This is a genomic window from Dysgonomonas sp. Marseille-P4677, from assembly GCF_016652235.1.
GTDB lineage: Bacteria > Bacteroidota > Bacteroidia > Bacteroidales > Dysgonomonadaceae > Dysgonomonas.
Map to the genome: position 1 here is coordinate 13,867 of NZ_JAEPKU010000032.1, position 22,025 is coordinate 35,891.

General features: G+C 35.6%; 17 protein-coding genes. 6 read left to right on the forward strand and 11 right to left on the reverse strand.

Going from position 1 to position 22,025, the window contains the following annotated elements:
* Positions 1-176: 176 nt before the first annotated feature.
* From JGH11_RS07930 to JGH11_RS07955, 6 genes are all read left to right on the forward strand, one after another.
* Positions 177-1,427 (forward strand): fibrobacter succinogenes major paralogous domain-containing protein, encoded by a 1,251-nt coding sequence (locus JGH11_RS07930; RefSeq protein WP_201111045.1) that lies wholly within the window; start codon positions 177-179, stop codon positions 1,425-1,427.
* A 359-nt stretch (positions 1,428-1,786) separates the two neighbouring features.
* Positions 1,787-2,728, forward strand: a complete 942-nt coding sequence (locus JGH11_RS07935) for an ABC transporter permease (RefSeq protein ID WP_236263912.1) — start codon at positions 1,787-1,789, stop codon at positions 2,726-2,728.
* On the forward strand, positions 2,716-3,675 hold the full coding sequence (locus JGH11_RS07940) for an iron chelate uptake ABC transporter family permease subunit (RefSeq protein ID WP_236263913.1): 960 nt from the start codon (positions 2,716-2,718) through the stop codon (positions 3,673-3,675). The genes JGH11_RS07935 and JGH11_RS07940 overlap by 13 nt, the downstream gene beginning before the upstream one ends.
* On the forward strand, positions 3,672-4,430 hold the full coding sequence (locus JGH11_RS07945; RefSeq protein ID WP_201111046.1) for an ABC transporter ATP-binding protein: 759 nt from the start codon (positions 3,672-3,674) through the stop codon (positions 4,428-4,430). The genes JGH11_RS07940 and JGH11_RS07945 overlap by 4 nt, the downstream gene beginning before the upstream one ends.
* A gap of 21 nt (positions 4,431-4,451) precedes the next feature.
* Complete coding sequence (locus JGH11_RS07950; protein ID WP_201111047.1) at positions 4,452-5,396, forward strand: siderophore ABC transporter substrate-binding protein; 945 nt, start codon at positions 4,452-4,454, stop codon at positions 5,394-5,396.
* A gap of 163 nt (positions 5,397-5,559) precedes the next feature.
* A complete protein-coding gene (locus JGH11_RS07955; RefSeq protein ID WP_201111048.1) occupies positions 5,560-6,288 on the forward strand; it encodes a GntR family transcriptional regulator in 729 nt (242 codons plus the stop codon).
* A 2-nt stretch (positions 6,289-6,290) separates the two neighbouring features.
* Here the strand turns inward: JGH11_RS07955 and JGH11_RS07960 are convergent, their stop codons facing one another.
* The 11 genes from JGH11_RS07960 to JGH11_RS08005 form a co-directional block, all read right to left on the reverse strand.
* On the reverse strand, positions 6,291-7,070 hold the full coding sequence (locus JGH11_RS07960; RefSeq protein ID WP_201111049.1) for a Cof-type HAD-IIB family hydrolase: 780 nt from the start codon (positions 7,068-7,070) through the stop codon (positions 6,291-6,293).
* A 112-nt stretch (positions 7,071-7,182) separates the two neighbouring features.
* Positions 7,183-9,543, reverse strand: coding sequence for a GH92 family glycosyl hydrolase (locus tag JGH11_RS07965; RefSeq protein WP_201111050.1), 2,361 nt, complete (start codon positions 9,541-9,543; stop codon positions 7,183-7,185).
* A 19-nt stretch (positions 9,544-9,562) separates the two neighbouring features.
* Positions 9,563-10,750 carry a glycoside hydrolase family 76 protein gene (locus JGH11_RS07970; RefSeq protein ID WP_201111051.1) on the reverse strand — a complete coding sequence of 396 codons (1,188 nt, stop codon included), beginning with the start codon at positions 10,748-10,750 and terminating at the stop codon, positions 9,563-9,565.
* A 14-nt stretch (positions 10,751-10,764) separates the two neighbouring features.
* Positions 10,765-11,988 (reverse strand): glycoside hydrolase family 76 protein, encoded by a 1,224-nt coding sequence (locus tag JGH11_RS07975; protein WP_236263914.1) that lies wholly within the window; start codon positions 11,986-11,988, stop codon positions 10,765-10,767.
* 11 nt (positions 11,989-11,999) lie between these two features.
* Positions 12,000-12,668: a hypothetical protein gene (locus tag JGH11_RS20180; RefSeq protein WP_236263915.1), complete on the reverse strand. Its 669-nt coding sequence runs from the start codon at positions 12,666-12,668 to the stop codon at positions 12,000-12,002.
* A gap of 22 nt (positions 12,669-12,690) precedes the next feature.
* Positions 12,691-13,137, reverse strand: a complete 447-nt coding sequence (locus tag JGH11_RS20185; RefSeq protein ID WP_236263916.1) for a SusE domain-containing protein — start codon at positions 13,135-13,137, stop codon at positions 12,691-12,693.
* Positions 13,138-13,155: 18 nt separating this feature from the next.
* Positions 13,156-14,739, reverse strand: coding sequence for a RagB/SusD family nutrient uptake outer membrane protein (locus JGH11_RS07985; protein ID WP_201111052.1), 1,584 nt, complete (start codon positions 14,737-14,739; stop codon positions 13,156-13,158).
* A 13-nt stretch (positions 14,740-14,752) separates the two neighbouring features.
* Positions 14,753-17,797, reverse strand: a complete 3,045-nt coding sequence (locus tag JGH11_RS07990; RefSeq protein WP_201111053.1) for a TonB-dependent receptor — start codon at positions 17,795-17,797, stop codon at positions 14,753-14,755.
* Positions 17,798-17,824: 27 nt separating this feature from the next.
* Positions 17,825-18,943, reverse strand: coding sequence for an ROK family protein (locus tag JGH11_RS07995; RefSeq protein WP_201111054.1), 1,119 nt, complete (start codon positions 18,941-18,943; stop codon positions 17,825-17,827).
* Positions 18,944-18,946: 3 nt separating this feature from the next.
* Entirely contained in the window at positions 18,947-20,107 is a 1,161-nt protein-coding gene (locus tag JGH11_RS08000; RefSeq protein WP_201111055.1) for a sugar MFS transporter, read from the reverse strand.
* Positions 20,108-20,114: 7 nt separating this feature from the next.
* A complete protein-coding gene (locus JGH11_RS08005) occupies positions 20,115-21,872 on the reverse strand; it encodes a class I mannose-6-phosphate isomerase (RefSeq protein WP_201111056.1) in 1,758 nt (585 codons plus the stop codon).
* Positions 21,873-22,025 lie beyond the last annotated feature (153 nt).

A 22,025-nucleotide genomic window follows, 5' to 3' on the forward strand; every position in this document is an offset into this window, starting at 1 on the left:
CCTAATATCTTTCGCAATTATAGATCCATTATAATCAATTAAAAAAGCTGATGGAATGCTTCTTTACTAGTATACATGCTACTTTTGTTGAAAAAAGTATTAGATTTGCAAATTCAAAATCTAGTTTTTCTTAAGTATATATAATCAGCTTATAATAAATAAAAATATTGACTTCAATGCTACACCTTCGTTCTATAATCTTCCTTATGCTGTCATTGTTTACTACACCACATATTCTGGCTCAAGTAACTATAGGTTCAAATATTAAACCTAACAAAGGTAGTATTCTGGATATCAAGGAGCGACAACCAACTGCAGGAGATCCTGATCAAACTACTGCTAATCGTGGCCTACTCATGCCACGTGTCACTCTTCTCAGTCTTACGGAACTAAAGCCAATGTATTCTTATGCGGACATAGAAAATACTCCCAGCGGGATAGACGAACAAATGCATATTGGTCTTATAGTATACAATATCATTCAAGAAATCTGCCCGGGAACGGATATCCTTGAAGGGCTTTATGTATGGCAAGGATCGGAATGGAAATTATTAAAAAACGGAACCTCATCTAATGGTGTTCAACTATTCAAAGACCAGGGTGGAAACACTTTTAAGGCACGTACTTTCGGTGATGCCGGAACATGGATGGTGGATAATCTTGCGGTAAAACATTATTCAGATAATACAACTATCGATATATTTAACGGAAACGCGATTAATCCGCCCCCAAAGCCGATGTATGCTTATCCCAGTAGAACCACTACAGGATGGAATAGCCAACCTGAAATATGGACACGCCGTCAGGGTTTACTCTACAACTGGACAGCTGCCACAAACAATTATAATCCGGGAGACATTGATCAGTCGCAAATAGCAGGTTCAATTCCCGGAGCAAATGAAGTAGAAACATTACAAGAAAATTCAGAAGGAGCAAAAAATGGTAAGATCCAAGGTATCTGTCCAAATGGCTGGCATATACCTAGTGACAGAGAATGGAATGCTCTGGAAAAAGAATTATATAATAATCCCGAAAAATACAGTAGTTACACAACCGATGAGATAGGTACATTTATCCCCAATAGCTGGCAAGACGGATGGGAAACTGCCTCGGGGAGACGACCTTCAAGTGCAAACAATACAGGACATGGTGCTGTAATGAAGAGCATATGTCCGCCCGCCGATGAAACAGCTTCTACCGGAGGTAAAAGCCATTTAAATACTAAAGGTGGTTTCGATGCTATACTTCTTGGCAGTATTTCGTCCACTACAGCTCTGGGCTATGGAAAATCTGGATTCTTCTGGACTAGCAGTGCCCGTAGCGCAGAAACATCTATGCAAAGGAATCTATCATATAATTATCCAACAATTTCACGATCTGCTGGTAGTAAAAATGTTTTCTTCTCTGTAAGGTGTAAAAAAAATTAACCTGTGCTATTGCTATTATCAAACTTATTTGAACCTACATCCGAAAAGTTTTGTACATCTCTAATACTTTAAAACCTATCTATAAACGAGGCGATTTCACGTATAAGAATAGATTCTTTTAATCATTAATTGAACTTATATCTTTGATTTTCACATCGTGAATCACTAGATATAGGTATCTATATAGTCTTTTTTCCCTATAACAGAGTATTGCAATCTCTTAAGATAACATTTATTTTTGTAGAATAATTATAGATAAATATTATATCTTTTAGTGTAAGACTTCTATAATAATTCAAGTCAAAGACATATAATAAAGCTCCAAAAGCTTTATATAGCATTAAATTTATAGAATAAGATTGAAGACATTTATATTTTCTTTGATGTTGCTCATAGCATCAATTATTTCTTTGTTTGTAGGAGTAGCAGATATTTCTATAGCTGATATTATCAAAGGACAAGATGAAGGAATATTCCTTATCGGTATTAGTAGGATTCCACGAACAATAGCACTTATATTGGCCGGAATCGGGATGAGTATTTCCGGACTTATCATGCAGCAGCTGACACAGAATAAATTTGTTTCTCCAACAACAGCCGGAACATTGGAGTCTGCTAAATTAGGTTTGTTGAGCGGATTACTTCTAATTCCTACAGCAAGTGAGGCTGTCAAGATGATGGTTGCATTCTTATTTACATTCTTATCCAGTTTATTGTTTTTAAATATAATTCGAAAGATTCGTTTTAGAAACTTAGTACTAGTCCCTCTGATCGGTTTAATTTTTGGAGGAATAATAAATTCTATATCTACCTTCTTGGCCATTAAAAGAAATATGCTTCAAGATGCTAACTCTTGGTTAATAGGGGATTTTTCCGGGGTTTTACAAGGAAGATACGAGTTGATATACTTGAGTCTCCCGTCCATTTTGATAACCTATCTATATGCAAGTCGATTTACGGTAATAGGATTGGGGAAAGATTTTTCCAAAAGCCTGGGGCTCAATTATAGTATGGTAATGAATATAGGCCTTTTTTGCGTATCTCTAACAGTCAGCACTGTGGTTATCACTGCCGGAGTAATACCCTTTTTGGGGCTGATTGTTCCAAACATTGTCAGTATGATTTATGGAGATAATATTCGTAAAACTTTACCTCTAGTCGCCTTGACGGGAGCTATATTTCTTGTCATATGTGATATAATAGGTCGTTTGGTAATTTTCCCATACGAGGTCCCGATTGGCATTATGGTCAGTGTAATAGGAGCCGGTATATTTCTAATGATATTATTATGGAAAAGATGACAAAAGATAAACGGCAGATCCTTATACTGTTATTCGCACTCGTTGTATCTATTTTACTATTTCTCTTCTATGAATTGGGAAGTAGCTGGATGTTTACACTCCGTTTACGTTCGGTTAAAATTGTCGCTATGCTGATTGTATCATGCTGTATCGCCTATTCTACGGTCTCCTTCCAAACATTGACAAACAATCGTATTCTTACCCCTTCCATTATGGGCTTCGAATCTGTTTATCTCTTATTTCAGACAGTACTAGTATTCATTTACGGAGATATGACTTATAGTGTCCTCAATCATGTTGATAATTTTATCCTTTCTATTTTTGGGATGATTGCTTTTGCAATGTTACTCTATGTTCTCATATATAAAAGAGGGAAAGATAATCTCTATTTACTATTACTTATCGGATTGGTACTGGGTATTCTGTTCAATAACTTGAGTGGATTCATGCAATTGCTGATTGATCCTAACGATTTTTTCATTGTTCAGGGAAAGATGTTCGCTTCTTTCAATAAAATTAATCAGGAGTTATTAGGTTATGCTTCGGTAATGATGTTCCTCGTTTTACTGATAGGTTTCAAATTGACTAAATATCTGGATGTATTAGCTCTTGGAAGAGATCAATCAATCAATCTGGGATTGAATTATAACCGCATGGTACAATTATTTCTTATAATTATTGCCATCCTTTCAGCCATATCAACAGCTTTGGTAGGCCCTATAACATTCTTGGGATTACTGGTAAGTAATTTGACTTATGAAACATTCAGGACGCATAAACATAGAGTCGTCATCATTGCCTGTAGTTTGATTTCTGCTGTCACCCTCATAGGCGGACAATTTGTGATGGAGCGTTTTTTTAATTTACTTATTCCTATAAGTACAGTTGTCAACTTTGGAGGAGGTATTTATTTTTTGTATTTATTATTGAGAGCAAAAAGACTATGATTAGAGTAACAGATATAATCAAGAAATTTGGACGCAAAATTGTTCTTGATGGAGTAAGCGTCGAATTTACTAAAGGAAAAATTACTTCATTAATAGGTAGTAATGGTGCGGGGAAAAGTACATTGCTTTCTATAATCAGTCGCTTGTTACTTCATGACGAAGGAATCATCTTGATTGATGAAAAAAATATAACCGAATATAAAAATAAGATATTAGCTCAACGGCTATCAATTTTAAAACAGTTTAATAATATAGGTCTTAAGTTGACTGTAAGAGAATTGGTTTCTTTTGGACGTTTCCCCTACTCTCAAGATAAGTTAACACCTGTTGATCTTGAGAAGATAGAAGATGCAATCCGGTTTCTTGATCTCGAAGATATAGCAGGTTCTCCTATAGACGAATTGAGTGGAGGACAAAAACAACGTGCCTACTTGGCGATGGTTGTTGCACAAGATACCGAGTACATATTGTTGGACGAACCTTTGAATAATCTGGATATGAAACATTCGGTTCAAATAATGAAAACATTGAGAAGATTGGCCAAAGAACTTAATAAAACAATAATTATAGTTCTGCATGATATAAATTTTGCATCACATTATTCCGATTCAATTATTGCTTTGAAAGAGGGAAAAGTAAAATATTCCGATAAAACTGAAAATATTATCAACGAAGATATACTGGAAGACATTTTTGATATTAAGTTCAGTGTGACTGAACACAATGGTAAAAAAATATGTAACTATTTTAATTAACTGTATTTAAATTATAAAAGTATGAAAACGACATTCTATATTTTGGCTGTATGTGCTCTTACTGGTCTTTTTAGTTGTAATAGCGGGCAACGCAAATCACAATCGGAAACTGAAGGTTCTGAAAATGATAAAGTATCTATAATACATCAATTTGGAACAACAGAAGTTCCGAAAAATCCTAAAAGAATCGTTGTCTTAGATTTTGGTGCGTTGGAAAATCTGACTGCATTGAATATTAAGCCTGTTGCCATCCCTAAAACGGGACTACCTCAATACTTGAGCCAATATAAATCAGATCCTTCGATCGTAGATGTAGGCAATCTGGTCGAAGTAAATCTGGAGCGAATAAATGAAGCAAAACCGGATTTGATTATTATAGGAGGGCGCTTAGCGAGTTCGTATCAGCAAATCTCACAAATTGCACCTACTATCTGCCTATCAACAGATTATAAAGATTTTCTAGAGAGCTTTGAGAAGAATATAACCGACTTATCTAAAATATTTGATACAGCCGATAAGCTGAATGAAGCATTGGTTAGCTTAAAAAATAGAATAGAGGTTGTAAAATCTAAAACCTCATTATCAGACAGTAAAGCTCTTGTATTAATACACAATAAGGGTAAATTCAGCGCTTATGGTAGTGGTTCCCGTTTCGGTATTATCCACGATATTTTTGGAATAAAAGAAGCTAAATCGGGACTAGATATACATCCTCATGGAAATCCAGTGTCAAGTGAATTTATCCAACAGGTTAATCCTGATATCCTTTTTATTGTCGATCGTAGTGCGGTAGTCAATAATGAAGCCTTAGACAAGAAACAGATAGAAAATAAGCTTGTACAAAAAACCAACGCTTTTAAAAACAATAAAATAATTTATTTAAATTCCGAAGCTTGGTATCTGTCGGGAGGGGGTGGAATTACTTCTTTAAATATTATGATTGATGAAATTCATAAATCTATATAATTACAAAAAAGAAAGAGTTTAATCTAAAATCTGATAATCCTAGATCATAATATTTTACCCAACAAAAGTATACTAGGAAACATCTGTAACAGATGTTTCCTAGTATGTTTAAATAGTATGATAAATATGTTTATCTTTATGCCCATATTTATATGATACTTATATGAAACTAGAGATTAATCACAAAAGTTCTATTCCCTTGCATCAACAAGCTGAGTACCTCATTCGTAAAATGATAGAAAAGGAAGAATTCAAGAATGGGAAACTATTGCCTAATGAAGTCGAATTATCGAAACAACTAGGAATCTCTAGGAATACCTTGAGGCAAGCTATTAATAAGCTGGTTTTTGAAGGAGCATTAGTCCGAAAAAAAGGAGTAGGAACAAAAGTGCAAAAGAAAGGTGTTGTTGGTGGCGTAAAGAACTGGCTAAGCTTTTCGCAAGAAATGAAAATGTTGGGTATTGAAGTACGAAATTTTGAATTACACCTAAGCTATAAGAAAGGCAATGACGAGATTCTAAATTTTTTCGATATTGAACCTTCTACACGATGTCTGGTTCTTGAGCGAGTAAGAGGCAGACAAGAATATCCTTTTGTATATTTCATATCATACTTTAGCCCTTCAATAAATCTTGATAGCGAAACAAATTTTGTTAAACCTTTGTATGAATTATTAGAAAAAGATTACAATATAATAGTAAAAACATCAAAAGAAGAAATTTCAGCTTCACTTGCCGGTGATTTTATCGCCGAAAAATTAGATATCAAGCCCAACGACCCAATTCTTATTCGAAAAAGATTTGTATATGATGTAAATAACAAACCTGTCGAATATAACATTGGTTACTATAGAGCCGATAGTTTTACATATACAATAGAAGCAGAACGCTGATACTACAAATATTTGAAATATTTCAGAGCATTTAGGATCCCATTTTCATCAACCGAATCTGTCACATAATCAGCATTACATTTTACATTGTCGTCTGCATTGCCCATTGCAATACCTAAACCTGCATATCTCAGCATTGCAATATCGTTCCCCCCGTCTCCAAAAGCTATTGTATTTTCCCTTTTCAACCCATAATAATCAATAAATTTGCTTATCCCTGTACCTTTATTATTATTAGCCACATTAATATCTACGAATGAAGGGTGCCATCTTGCCCCCTCACATCCTGTAAGCGCAATTTCGATTACCAACTTCTCCAAATCTTCGTCTATAAATGCATCGATCTGAAACACCCCATCTTCTATCATATCTTCGAGTTGTCTAATCGGAGGATTAGGCAGGTTTACCAAACGTTGGATATTTTCGACAGATTGATTAATATAATTGATAAAATTTCCTTTCTCGGTCATCAGCACGCACGGAAATGGATGAATCTTCTGAAATTCAATAAGTCTCAACAAATTATCGTGTGCTATCAAATTCTTATGAATTACCTCACCATCTGCTGTAATACAATAAGCGCCATTAGCTGTTATATAACCATCAAATATCAAATCTTCTAAATTGTTAATATCAGAATAAGGGCGTCCGGTAGCAATGAAAACTTTTACTCCATTCTGCCTTAATAGCTTTACAGCATCTTTAGTCGATTGAGGTATAGAGTGTGTATTAAAACTCACCAGTGTACCATCTATATCGAAAAAAACAGCATCTAAATTCATATTATAAATATAGTTATCTATTTTTAATTTCTTATGTCACAATACAAACGATGAGTTGCTAATTGTATAAAACAGCAACTCATCGCCTAAATTATATCGTATTCTACGATATTTATCGTAGAATTTTAGTATTTGGTTTATTGCTTAAATTCATTTTTAATACACCACCTTTAGTAACACTTGCAAAAGGCATTTGTAATGTATTCATTTTCTTCCCATTCAAGTTGGTAGATTGTATATATATATTTTCAGGTTTATTATTCTCTGTGATAATGGTAAACTTATCACCTGAATAATAATCCTTATTTAACTGTATCTCAATCTTATCAAATAATGGTGTACCTAGTTGTAATCTCGGATTTATTTCGGTCAATCCCTTTACATCGAATAATCCCATTGCCGCCATAACATACCAAGCGCCTAATTGACCTTGATCTTCATCTTGTCCATAGCCATATCCATGAATACCGTCTGTTCCATAAAATTCATTGCAAATAGCACGTACCCATTTTTGGGTTAAATATGGTTTTCCAGAAAAGTTGAATAGCCATGAGATATGTAAATTAGGCTGATTCCCATGATTATAGACCGCCTGAAGACCGGAAAACGCATTTAATGTAGTTCCTCCTCCAAAAATATCTTTTTGAGATATCTCGAAAATTTCATTTAAACGCTGATTAAATTCGTCCTGTCCAACAAGCCCTATTAATTTTTCAATTTCATGTGGCACATAAAATGTATATTGTACAGCATTACCTTCTTGAAATCCAATCCATGGGGCAAATTTGTCGAAAGGTTCAAGAAATTTACCATCTACGGTTTTAGGCTTGATAAGCTTTGTTTCACTATCGAATAATCTCTGCCATCCCTTTGAAAGATTCTGCAACAACTCATAATCATCTTTCTTTCCTAAACTCTTCGCGAACTGGGAAACTGCATAGCTACTGAATGCATATTCCATCGTATGAGAAGTTCCGAAAGTAGAACCTTGTGTAGTCGTATTCATTACTATTTCCGGAGAGTATGGTGCAAATCCTTTCTCTACAAACAAACCCACGTCTAACTTTCCTGCACCTTCGGGACGATTCTTACTTTCTATTTCGTTTTTCAACGCAGCTTCATATCCAAGATTCACATCAAAATCGCGAATACCTACATTATATGCTGCCGCTATTGCCAAACTTGTAAAGTTAGTTCCTACTCCTGAAACATACTTACTATTAGCTATACCGTCGCCAAGCCAACCAGTTTCTTTATATACAAGCAGTTGACTTTGAACCCAATCTGAATAATACTCTGGATAAGCAATTGACCAAAGCTGTGTCAAATTCCAAAAAGCACCCCATATTGCATCTGTATTATAATGATTATGAATAGGTTTACCATCTCTCATAGCTATTTGTCCCACTTGCCCATTGTTCATCGGATAACTACCGTTAACATCACTTGCTAATCCTCGACCTAAAAGAGCATGAAAAAGGCCCGTGTAGAATTTTGTCTTATCGGCTTCACTCCCACCCTCTACATTAATACGGCCCAGATATTCATCCCACTGATTGAATGCGTTTCGTTTAGCTTGTTCAAAATCCGTAGTATTTGCTTCTGATTCCAGATTTTTCTTTGCATTCTCGATAGATGTATACGAAAGGCCTATTTTAACACTTATCTGTTCTTGGCTATCGGTATTGTATTTTAAGGCCAAAGAAGCTCCTAATCCCCTGATTTCATCAGCTGCTATTAATTTCCCTCCTCTATAAAAAGTAAACACTTTATCTGCGGCCTTATCTACTTTTGCATAGAAATACATCCTTACATCTGCTCCGGCCTGATATTTTTTCACATACTCAGGAGTTGTTACTACATAGCCTTCAATTGTATTATCATCTATTACTTTAATATATGCATCTCGTACATGTCCACTCTCGCCGAGTTGATTTCCTACATCAAAAACTATATATGAGTCTGATGATTTAGGAAATGTATACTTTTGGAATCCGACACGTTTCGTTGCTGTTAATTCAACTTTAATATCATATCTATCCAGAATAACAGAATAATAGCCCGCTGTAGCATATTCGTTTTTTTTATCAAAACCTGAGCGAAAACCACTATTTACATCATCTAATGATCCCGGTTTTGTTTTCAACTCACCCACAACCGGCATCAACATAATACCTCCAACCTGAAATTCGTGAAGACAAGGAAATCCTTCAATTGATCCGTGAATATCTTCATAACCTACAGCCTCCCAACCGGAATGGTTTCCATAACTCCCATTTGTAGACGGACTTAATTTAGCCATTCCAAAGGGTAATGCTGCAGGTGTATAAAAGAACCATCGACTATGCGCTGTCCCTATATTGGGATTCACATACATTCTGGGAATTTTTATTTCACTGGCAACCGTTGAGATGCTGAACGTAAGCAATAATAAGCTCGTTAATAATTTTATAATATTTAATCTAAAATTCATTGTATATCAAATCATTTATTTATCTACTCTCCTTCTTTATTTGTGCTATCCTAGCGTAAAGTTCAGCCATACACGATTCGTCCAATATCCATTTCGGCTGTTTTGACTGATCTACCCTTCCTGTCCAATCGTTAAAAAACAGCCCATTAGAATCTCGTGCATTTTCCCATGCCCAATCGCCAAGCTCGATTATGGCATTTACATATTTAGGATTCTGGTCTATCTCATATAGTTCCTGATACCCTCGTAACAGAACAATTGTAAACCATGGCATATCCTTTACATATGGAATCCCATCTTCGGTCTTACCAAAATAGTAGCTGTGACTACCTTCCGCAAGAGCTTTGGCTTGGTTCAGATATTTCTCGTCCTGCGTAATGTTGTATAATCGGACAGCTGACTGAATCATTGTTCCCGTATTGTAGGTATATGCGTGCTTTTGCACTTCTCCTGAAGGCAAATTTACTGTTGTCAGGAGGGAATTCCAAATAATGTTTAGAGAATCATCTCTAAGGGTATTCATTACCCAATTATACGATTTTAGACCATAATCTAAATATTGTTGTTCCTTTGTCGCTTGATACAATTTGAGAGCCAATACCGTTGCTTTCCCATTCGAACAAGCAGGTTTCTGATCTCTAACACCTTCCAGCCAAGAAACACCACCACCAAAATCCTCACTCCATCCGCTTTCAATAAATGTCATTACCTCTTTGGCTTTATCGAGGTAAGTTTTATTTTGTGTAAGCTGATATGAATCAATATAATCGATTCCCACCAGACCATTATCATCATAATATCTATCAACTTTTTCGAATCGGGATGGATAAGCCTGATATCCTGCAGGTGTACGTAATGTATCGTAATATTGTTGCTCTGCCATTATCATAGAATCCAGAAAAGTGCTGTATTTTTCTTTATCCAATTCCATGAGTACAGTTGTAGCAGAAAAAACACCACTCATTGGCCATAAATATGATACTTCCTTAGCCTGTGAAGGATCGCCCTGCATGTAGGTAAGATCCGGCTTATATGAATTTGGATAAAATTCTGAGAATAAACCATATTCATTAACTCTATACTTCTCCCATACAAGGTGATACACTTCTTCTGCTCTATCGAGATAGGGAGTCTCTTGTTTTTTAGTATCCTTACAGGCCGATAAAATCAAGCCTGTAAGAATAAATATGATAGATAAATTTCTCATGAAATCAATCGGTTTTAATTATTTTTTGTTTCATTATATAGAGCCAATAATCCATATGTTTCAACTACACACGACTGCATCAATAAAGAATAATAACGACCTTGTTTTATTCCTGTCCAATCTTCATAGAAAAGACCATTATCCATACGCGCATTTTCGTACGCATAGTTTATATAATTATTAAATACTTCGATATATTCTTCTACTGCCGGATAATATGGCTGCATATCAATGTATGCCCCCAATAGCTTAGTCGAAAACCACGGATCATGGTCTGGAAATGACAGTACTCCGTTTCTTAGGCGCACAAAATAATCATAAGAGCCATTAGCTGAACGTTTAGCTTCATCTAAATATGTTTGATCTTTAGTTATTTTATAAAGTAATAATCCATTTTGCATCATTACCCCAGTATTGTAGGTCCATATTGTTTTGTTAATCTCACCTTTTACATTTTTGTCATTCCAGTAACAACCTGAATACGAATCGTAAAGATTATCCCTAAGCCATTTATATAGACTTTTTGCAAGATCAAGGACTTCAGCTTTTTCTGTCTCATTTGTAGCTACTTCATAATATCTCAATAGAAACTGTATAGCATAACCATTAGAACATGTTGGCTTATTTGAATTCGGATTATCTATAATATTCTTCTCGCTCTCATTCCACCAAAGGGCTCCTCCTAATATATTATCTTGTCCACTTTTCAAAAAAGTAACAATTCGTTGAGCACGTTCTAGGTATATTGGTTTTTTAGTTATACGATAAGCATCTATTAAATTAATACCCACAATGGAGTTATCGTCATAGAAGCGAGTTCCACCACCAACAGATCCGTTAGTAGATGATCCATATCCGCCAATATTATTACCTTCTGCCCCTACACGGAAATACTTCTCGAAACGATCGACCATTGCCTCATAATTTACGTCATATCCAAGTTCAGTAAGAACCGAAGCTGCACTTATAGTAGCATCGTAAGGCCATAAATAAGAATATCGGGGATCTCCTGCCTGTGCAGGCACACTTTCAAGGAATAGACCATTTCCATCATTTACATTGAATATTGGATATATAATATCGTATATTTCTTTTGCTCTTGCTTTGTGATCCACTACAACATCTTCTTCCCCATCGTCTTCTATTGGCACTCTATGATATGGTTCTGAACCATCATCACAGGAAATAAACAGAAAGAAAATTATTGATAATATATAATAAAATATTTTTTTCATCATTTATAGTTGTTTTACATTGGTACTATATTACTAAACTCATGAATCATCATGTTATCTTTATTAGTATTGATCGAAATCGTCGCTTTTTTAAGATCCAGGCTACCTGACATTTTCCAAAGATGTTCCCATTGATCCCAATTAAACTCTCCTAACTCATAGAAGGAAAGAGGTTCTCCTCCTACTGGTCTTTCAGCGCTAATACCATCCATTCTACCCCAGCATTTTTCAACATCATTTACATTTGCTATGAAATAATATCTTTCTTCGACCCAAGATAACCAAGAAGGTGGATTCGTTTGAGGACGATCAGCTGATACAAACTCAATTTTACAATTATCAGCCTTGAAAATACCATTGCCAACATACTTCAGATCACCTATTGTATTATAAGTAGCACCCCATATTGCACGTACTCCTTTTATTTTTTCTGTGGTCATTTTTAGGGAGTTGAAATTAATTGTGATTCGGTATACATCATCAGAAGGCTCAATAGAAAAATCACCTTCACCTTCCACTAACATCTCGTTTTGAAGATAATACCTTGAATTCGAATCACCTGCTTTACCTTCCATATAAAGATTTCCATCCTGAGGAATTTTTGTATAAATGACAAATACACCCTCTTTGGACATTCTAAATTTCAATCCTTCTGTTCCTCCATTTTCACTAGCCGATCCCAATAGATATAAATCATCAGGAATATTATCTATTCCAGGACCTCTCTAGCAACACTTCCTTATGTAAACCACCAGAATGTGTTACGCCTCCCTTAGATGTTCTGACAGTCCATATCACTTTTCCTTTAGACAATGGATTTATTCCTGCTTTTCGAGCAATCACACCCAATTCTTCGGTTGTCATTCTTAGCTCTGGGTCTGTATTATATTCGCTTTTCTTTAAGTAAATCGGATTAGAGAAATCACCTCCTTCTTTATCAAATAAGACTTCATAAAGAACATATGATCCATCTTTTGCTCCCCCTCCTGACCAAGAGAAACGAATCTGATCAGAAGACTCAAGATCTACGTATATATAATCAGGTGAATCCAATTCTGTCGGTATACTAAAATCTGTTGATAATGAATAATCATCATCACAACTGATAAATATTGTCAGTAATACCATTAATACTAAATATATTTTTTTCATAAGATTATTCTTTAATTATTACCAATTCGGATTTTGAGTTAGGTTTTTATTTAAGAATCTTTCATTCTGAGGAATAGGCCACAAATAATGTTTTTCCTTATCAAATTTACGTGATTCGACTTTTACAAAGCCATTTACAGAGCCTGATACATTACCTATATATGCACCGAGCGCATCGCCAGTCAATACTGTTTCGGCTATTCTCCAACGTATAATATCTTTCGTACGCAAACCTTCCAGCGCTAATTCAGATCTTCTTTCACGTCGAATAATTTCTTTTATATTCGCATTTCCAGGATAATCAAGTGCTGATGATTGAGTGAATCCTGCACGCACACGGATATGCTTGATCGTCAAGTCCCAAGCAGCTTGATCCATTTTATTTAATTCTACTAAAGCTTCGGCATACATTAATAGAACATCAGCATATCTTATAAGGATATAGTTTAATCCTGACATATAGTTTGCACGATAAGAATTATCCCAATACTTTTTAATATAATATCCTGTTGGTGAGGCGTCCGATCCTGCTCCATAAGCATCTTTAGATGGGTTTAATTCATGTAAACTGCCATCATTCATTGTATACGTATTTCCTTGATAAGCGATTGTTGCAGCCAGACGCGGATCTCGATTTGTAAACATATTGTTAGGATCATAACTTCCTGCCGGAGCATTTTCTATAGCATAACCATCTAAAGTAATATAGTTGTCAACCAATGATTTTAATGGAGCAATTTGCGTATAACCACCTAGTGATGGAGGTAGGAACTGATATTGAACTTGATGCTCCCTATCCATCGGTTTATATTGGATATCCCAAATCACTTCTTCATTATTCTCATTATCAATTGTGAATAATCCTTCGTAGCTAGGAAAGAGCCTATATGGGCCATTATCAATAATGTCTTTTGTCAGATTCTTGACATCCTCAAAGTTTCCGGCAAACAACTGGATTCTCGCTTTAAGTGCAATAGCAGCCCAATGAGTCAACCGTCCAGGCTCACTAGCCTGAGCAGTCGTAGGAAGTGCTTTTGCGTTTATAACGTCTTGCAAATCTTTCAATATATAATCTATAATAACATTTTTATCTGTTCTTGGAATTTCCTGAGATTCACTCATACTAATGGTTTTATCAGAAAAAGGAACATCTCCAAATTTACTTACAAGCTCGAAATATTGATAGGCACGCATTACCTTCGCTTCAGCTGTAAATCTGTTTACCTCATCAGCAGTCAAACCTGTAGCCATATGTATATTATCCAATATCAAATTACAATACCTTATTCCTGTATATCTACTATTCCAAACAAGTAATACATAACCATCGGCTGTAGAATAAGATCCGTTTCCGATTGATTGGGTATAGCCCAGCAACACTTTTACATAAGCATTATCTGACATAGCATCAGCATATACAATCTCATCAGCACTGGCAACACCAGCATAACAAGAATTTATCATATTGTAGACTGCATTAGGTTTACCCCAATATTCTACATCTGTTGTACGATCATCAGGAGTTACATCCAGCCCTACACAAGAATAGGACATGAATGCCAATAATACAACTGTATATAATATTTTAAAATTTATTTTCATGATATATCGATTTTTAGAATCTTAAATTTAAACCTATGGAATATACTCTAGCTACAGGATATGTACGTCCTCCTGCAGTTTCAGGATCGTAGCCACCTTTCATATTATCAAATGTTAATGCATTCTGAACGCTTCCGTATACTCTCAACTTGGATATCATCATTTTTTTTGTCAAGCTCGCAGGAAGTGTGTAACCAAGCTGTACATTTTTAAGACGTAGATATGCTGCATCTTGAATCCAGAAATCGGATTTTGCCGCATTATTCTGAGATTCAGTTCCTACAGTCAAACGGGGATATGTAGCATCCGGATTAGATGGAGTCCAACGATCCATATGAAAATCAAAGACCGGGCCTTCATTGTTGTTATGGAAAGCTTCTACGGCTTCACCTCGAATCCAGACACGTCTTTGTCCGACGCCTTGCCAAAACATACTAAAATCAAAGCCATTCCATTCTAAATTATAATTAAAGCCATATAAAAAACGAGGAAAAGAGTTTCCTAAAATATATCGGTCATCATCTTCTGTTACTACTTTATCTCCATTTTTACTTAGATATCTGATATCTCCAGGCTTAGGTGTTATTCCAGCTAAATGCGGACCTTTTCTAACCTCTTCTTCATTTTGGAAGAATCCATCCCAACGATAAGCATAGTACGAATTGATGGGATATCCTTCTCTAACTATAGTAGTTATATCATGACCTGAAATCCATTCTGTACCTTTTGTATCAAGAACCTTATTTTGACTATCAGATAAACTTCCAGACAGGCTATGTTTAAATGCTCCGGTAGAAAGATTGTATCTTGCTGATATTTCCCAACCTCTATTACGAACTTTACCCGCATTTTGAACAGGCGATCCTCCTCCATAGATACCTGGCATTGGTATACCTATTAGGATATCATTAGTTGTATTATTGAAAAAATCTGCAGTAAATGTCAGTGCATTATTGAGGAATCCCAAATCCACTCCGACATCAAACATTGATGTTGTTTCCCACTTCAAATCGGAGTTAGCGCTTCCATAGTTTGCTACATTAACAACCTTATCTCCAAAATTATAGCCATTATACACCGACACTGTTGCTTGATATAAATAATCTTCAATTCTGTTGTTACCCACAAGTCCCCATGAACTTCTTAGTTTTACTGAAGAAAGAATATTCTTTAAAGATTCTGAATAGAATTTTTCTTCCGATATTCGCCAGGCTGCCGACAAAGACGGAAACCAACCAGAGCGATTCCCCTTTCTGAATTTGGAAGACACATCGTCTCTAAGATTAAACTCAAACAAATAACGTTCGTTGAAATTGTAGTTTAATCTCATAAAACCTGAATAGATGGACCATTCATTTCTCCAACCTTGGTTTCCTACTTTATCTGTCTGCGATCCACCCATCATATCATTTTCCGAATCTTCTGTAATCCTATATGTTTGGAAAGAATCGTTCCAGCCCCCTTCATACGAATAGCCCAGCATAGCCTTCAGATTATGAGCTTCTGCGAATGTCTTATCGTAAGATAGTATTATGTTTGTAGATAAGTTTTGAGTTCTGCCCGAGTTTTCTGTCATTCTATTTTCCTGGTCTCCCGATCCCTCAAATATAATCGCTTTTCTATTCTCATGAACTCTGGAATTGACAATCTGCCCTGCAGCCATTCCTGACAATTTGAGACCATCAATTATCTTATATTCGGCATTCAGAACTCCTGTCAAATCATCATCCTGATTCTTGCGATAGCCACCTTCTTCCAAACGTTGCAATGCATTACTATTACTTCCTGCCGGATAATTATAGCTTCCATCTTCTTTTTTTATAGAATAAATTGGAGGCATACGACTGGATTGCTCAATCAACCATTCAGTCCAATATGCATGATCTCTAATCTCATTCCGCACATATGCTATGGATGCGTCAAACGACAAACGATCGCTGATCTTAGTATTTACATTTAAACGCATATTATAGCGCTGATGTCCGTATGATGGCCCCTCAAGCATACTACTATGATCCATGTAGCCAAATGAGGCTAAGTATTGGGTATCTGTACCACCACCTCTTACCGATAAATTATGGTTTTGTATTGGGGCAGTCGTTCTATAGATATCTTTCATCCAATTAGAATTCGGACCATTTTGTTTATAGTTAAGTATCTGTTCGTTAGAAAAGGGTGCCGGTCTTCCTGAATTCCTCATAGCCTCATTTCTTAATTCAGCATATTCCCAACTCTTTACAACATTTGGCATTGCTGTAGCTTCTTGTATACCATAGTTGAAGTCATAACTTATTTCGGCTTTACCAGCGCGACCTCTTTTAGTCGTGATCAAAACAACTCCATTTGAAGCTCTAGACCCATAGATAGCAGTAGACGAAGCATCCTTAAGAACCGATATATTTTCTACGTCAGCCGGATTTACATTCTGAATATCGCTTATAATACCGTCGATAATAATCAGAGGTGTATTATCATTCAATGTATTAACTCCTCGAACATTGATACTCAATCGGCTGCCTGGCTGAGAGTTATATTGCTGAATAGTCAAGCCCGGAGTCGTCCCTTGAAGGGCCTCAGCAATACTGGCAATAGGCCTGTTTTCTAATTCTTTGGTTGAAACTGTCGACACAGCACCTGTCAAATTTACTCTTTTTTGTGTACCATATCCTACAACTACAACCTCGTTATCAAAATCGAAAGTTTTCACATTAAGTACTATGGACAATTCTTTTCTACCTTTCACAGATATAGTTTGATTATCATAACCAACAAAGCTTATTTCTATGTTTGAATTAGGTTGAACCCTGAGAACAAATTTTCCATCAATGTCGCTAATAGTTCCATTCGTAGCATTACCAGACTCTTGGACAGTAGCTCCAATCGCAGGAGAACCATCATCTCCTAATAGTATTGTACCCGTAATTTCGATTTTATCATTTTGTGCCCAAATAGGTTGTATCCCTATAATGAATAGAGCACAAATAATGAATACCCCTGAGAGGCTTCTAAAGCCAGCTCTGGTATTTTCCATAAATTGTTTTTTTGCTATTATTTTCATGATATTTTAGGTTGATATTTCTTATTATTAGTCTAGACACTCATCTAGTTTTGATAAAGCAAAGGCATATGCTCCTAACGAAACAGCAGTATTTGTTCCAATGGACGAAATCATAACAGCTACTTGCTTCGAAGAACGATATCTAATAACATCATTAGAATCGGGTATTTTAACTTCTTTCGTTTTATCTATAAAAAACTCAGCTCTTTCATCCGCATCGTTTATATTATAAATATCCATTTCCAAGCGATTGTATATAGATCCATCAAATGACGTTAAAGTCGATCGCATTTCTTTCATCATTGCTGGTAGGATATATTTGGCTGCGCCTACAATGCCTCCTCCTAAAACTATTATTCCATCTATAACAGTTAGCATATAGGCTAAAGAATCTCCTGCTGCCTCGCCAAACAGTTCAAAACTTTTTATTGCAGCATTTTTGTTTCCTTCTGATTTACCTTCTGCAATATCAAATATAGTTTTAGGTGTAAATGTGGCATTTTCGTCATTAGATAATCGCTTATATTCTCGGACAATTGCTCTTATACTAACATTCTCTTCTGCAATCATTGTTGTGTTTAGCTTATTGCGAAATACCCATATATCTCCACCACAACCATTATCTCCACAAAGCAATTTATTATCAACAACAACTCCGGAGCCAAAACCTGTTCCAAAAGTTATCCCAATAAGATTTTTATACTGACGATTACATTTCTGTTCTTTAAGCTCCCGATTAATCTGAGGTAAAGCTCCTGCTAATGCTTCTCCATAAGCAAACAGATTTCCATCATTATTTATAAAAACTGGAATTTTAAATTTTCTTTCAAGATAAGGACCTAAAGCTACACCACCTTTGAATGCTGAAAAATTAGGTAAATCACCAATCACTCCATTTTCGTAATCTGCTGGTCCAGGAAAAGCAAAGCTTATTGCCACCGGATTTTCTTTATTTTCAGAGTTTAATACACTCCAAATCTCTTCAAACCCACGGACAAGTGTATCCAGACATTTTTGCAAGTCTTTTGTTTCAGCAGGTAGATTAAGTGCATTTACAATTTCTCTATTGCCCTGAATCGCAGAAAAAACAAAATTGGTTCCACCAGCATCCAAGGTTAAGACTATTCGTTTATCATACTGATACATAGGCTATTTTAAATTTGAAAATTTGTAAGAGAGAAATAATATATATACGACACAGAGTAATAGAACACCAAAGCTTAGACCGATACCAATATTATTAGCAACTAGACCTACAATAGGTGTAACAATGGCTCCTCCGGCAACTCCCATAATCATCAATGATGAAATAGAGTTAGCAGATTCCGGATATTTTTGTAATGCAATGGAAAAAAGTATTGAAAAGACATTAGCACATGTAAAACCGACCAGAATAATTGCACCGTACAATAACCATGCTTGCTGACCAAACATTATTAGTAAAAAAGCTATAATTGCCACAAACATATTTATCCTTAAAAAGCTTGCAGGTTGCATCTTCACTAAAATCATTGCACCTATAAACGCACCTAATGTGCGTGCCCCAAAATAAATACTCGACCCGATACCTGCCGTATCAGTTGTAAAGTTTATTTTTTTTATTAATAACTCCGGAGTATTTGTGTTCATTGCCACATCAATGCCTACTATCAGAACAATGCCCAAAAACAGCTGAAGAATTGAGGATTCTTTAAGCATAGATAATGTTTGCGCAAATGTAGATAATGATGCTCTATCTGTTTTAAACTCTTCTTTTATGGAAGTACTGTATAGTGCGATAAAACTGATTATAGAAATTACTGCATATATAACAAATACATATCTCCAGTCATACCAACGAGTTGCAACAAATGTCGCAATAATAGGACCTAGAAACGACGCTATAGCTTTTACAAACTGTCCAAAAGTCAACACACTAGTTAATTTATCGGCAGTAACGATTCCTGCCACAAGTGGATTTAAAGACACCTGTAGAATTGTATTCCCAATACCCAAAAGAGCGAAGGCGAATATGACACAATAAAAATTATAGAAAAAATAAGGAATTAACAAAGCGACCACCCCTATAGCAATAGAGATCAATACTGTCTTCTTACGGCCAATCTTATTCATCAACATCCCTGCGGGGATAGAGAATAAAGCAAACCATAAAAAAACCATAATCGGTAATATTGAGGCTGTAAAATCATTTAAATGAAAATCCTTCCTAACGAAGTTTGTAGAAACCCCAACGATATCGACCATTCCCATAACGAAAAAACTCAACATTACAGGAAATAAAATTTTCAATATGTTACTCTTTCTTTCCATACTATATTTATTGGCGGAAGCGTACATAAGCTTTTATTGTCATACACTCTTTTCCTTCCGATTTTCCATAAGGACGAATTGTATATTCACCTAACCATGCCGGTATTATGAATGTCTCAGCGTAATGCGCGACAAAGGGGGCAAATGAATTATTCACACTTTCGACTATAATTTCTTCTCCTTCTACTAAGTTCAAAACATTTACACTGTTGTTCGTTTTATGTGTAACTTTCGAAGAAAAACGATGTCTCCTTGTTTCGATAAATTCATTCACATGCAATCCGGTACGTTCTTCTATCCAACCATCACCTTCAGCAACGATAGAAACATGGTTTACCAGATTTTTCATTGTATAATCAGTATCCCTTTTCCAGTCAATCACATCTAATCCTCTTTCTACATTTATCGGACGAGGTTTACCATCAAGGCCTAAACGTCCCCAATCCCACATTTTGAATGTAAAATGATTTGGTGTAGAACTTATTTCAAGAACTAGTCCCTCAGGACCTGAACAATGAACTGTTCCTCCCGGAATTAAGAAATGATCATGCTTCTTTACACTTAATCTATTAGCATATTTTTCAGCATCAAACGCTTTTTCTCCTTTTTGAGCAAGCCTCAGATCATTTGCCATTTCGGCCTTGTCTATATCATTTTTCAAACCAAGATATACGGTTGCATCTTCTGCTGCATCTATCATATAATAGCTTTCATCCTGAGTATACTGCATTCCAAAGTTTTTGCGAATATATTGAGTTGTAGGATGTACCTGAAAACTTAAATATCCACCGCCAAAAGTATCAAGCAAGTCAAAACGTATGGGAAATTCTTTACCAAACCTAGATTCAACAGGCTCCCCCAACAATTCCCTGCTCTTCAGCAAAACTAGATTGATAGAAGGCAACTCAAACAGAACTCCGTTTATCTCAAATAACAGGCTATTTTCTTCGGGAACACAATCGAAACACCATCCGTAGTTTTTAACACTTCTATCCAAATCGCAGACCTCTTTCATCCATTGCCCTCCCCACGGTGCCGGAGCAAAAAAGGGAACAACCCTAAATGGTTTTTTTACAGTCTGATCAATTCCTTTATAGAAAGTCTCTTTGTCTATTAACTTCGGTTCATCCTCTATATGAGTATCCAGCCAAAAGTCAATTTTGTCAAAAAGTTGATCCTTGTGAGCGTCGCAAATATGCCAATCATTGAAATAATTCCTTTTATGCTGACTGGCAAAATCTTCGTTACTATTATCAAGGCCTAAAGCCCGGACTGACTTTTTATGCATTCTCAACTGATGCTCCCAACGTGCCATATCAGCATATACTAAACACGAATCATCCATTTTCAGCAGCGAAGCTCCGCAACCCACGACAATGCCACCTCCTTTCGATTTGGCTATAGCTTCTTTTGCTTTCGATAATTTCACCTCATCAAAATAATCACTCATTGTCAAACAAGTAACATATCCAAACAAAGGATCATTCGTAACAAAACGCTGCGTCATCTTTCGAATTTCTTCTTCCGGCTTAAATAAATCACGCGTATTGATTAATAAACCTGTGCTGATTTTCTTTAATTCAGTAATTATTTCTTCCTCATGAACTCCAACGTACATATCGATAATTAACGCTTTATCACTCTCGATAATTTGTTTGAACTTATCTATAATTCCATCCCAGCCCAAAAGCATCCACCCTGATATTTTTGTTGATGGATATTTGTCATAATTTGATTTTTCTACCATTTCTATATGTATGAACATTTAATATATGTGCAAATATATAAATATTTTTTAGATATCGCACTATCTAGATTTTTTTTACTATAAAATCTATTTAAATCATATATTACATAGAGATTTTAATGGCCTAAATATTTAATAGAGAAAATACATAAGTTCTCTTATAGCTAGACT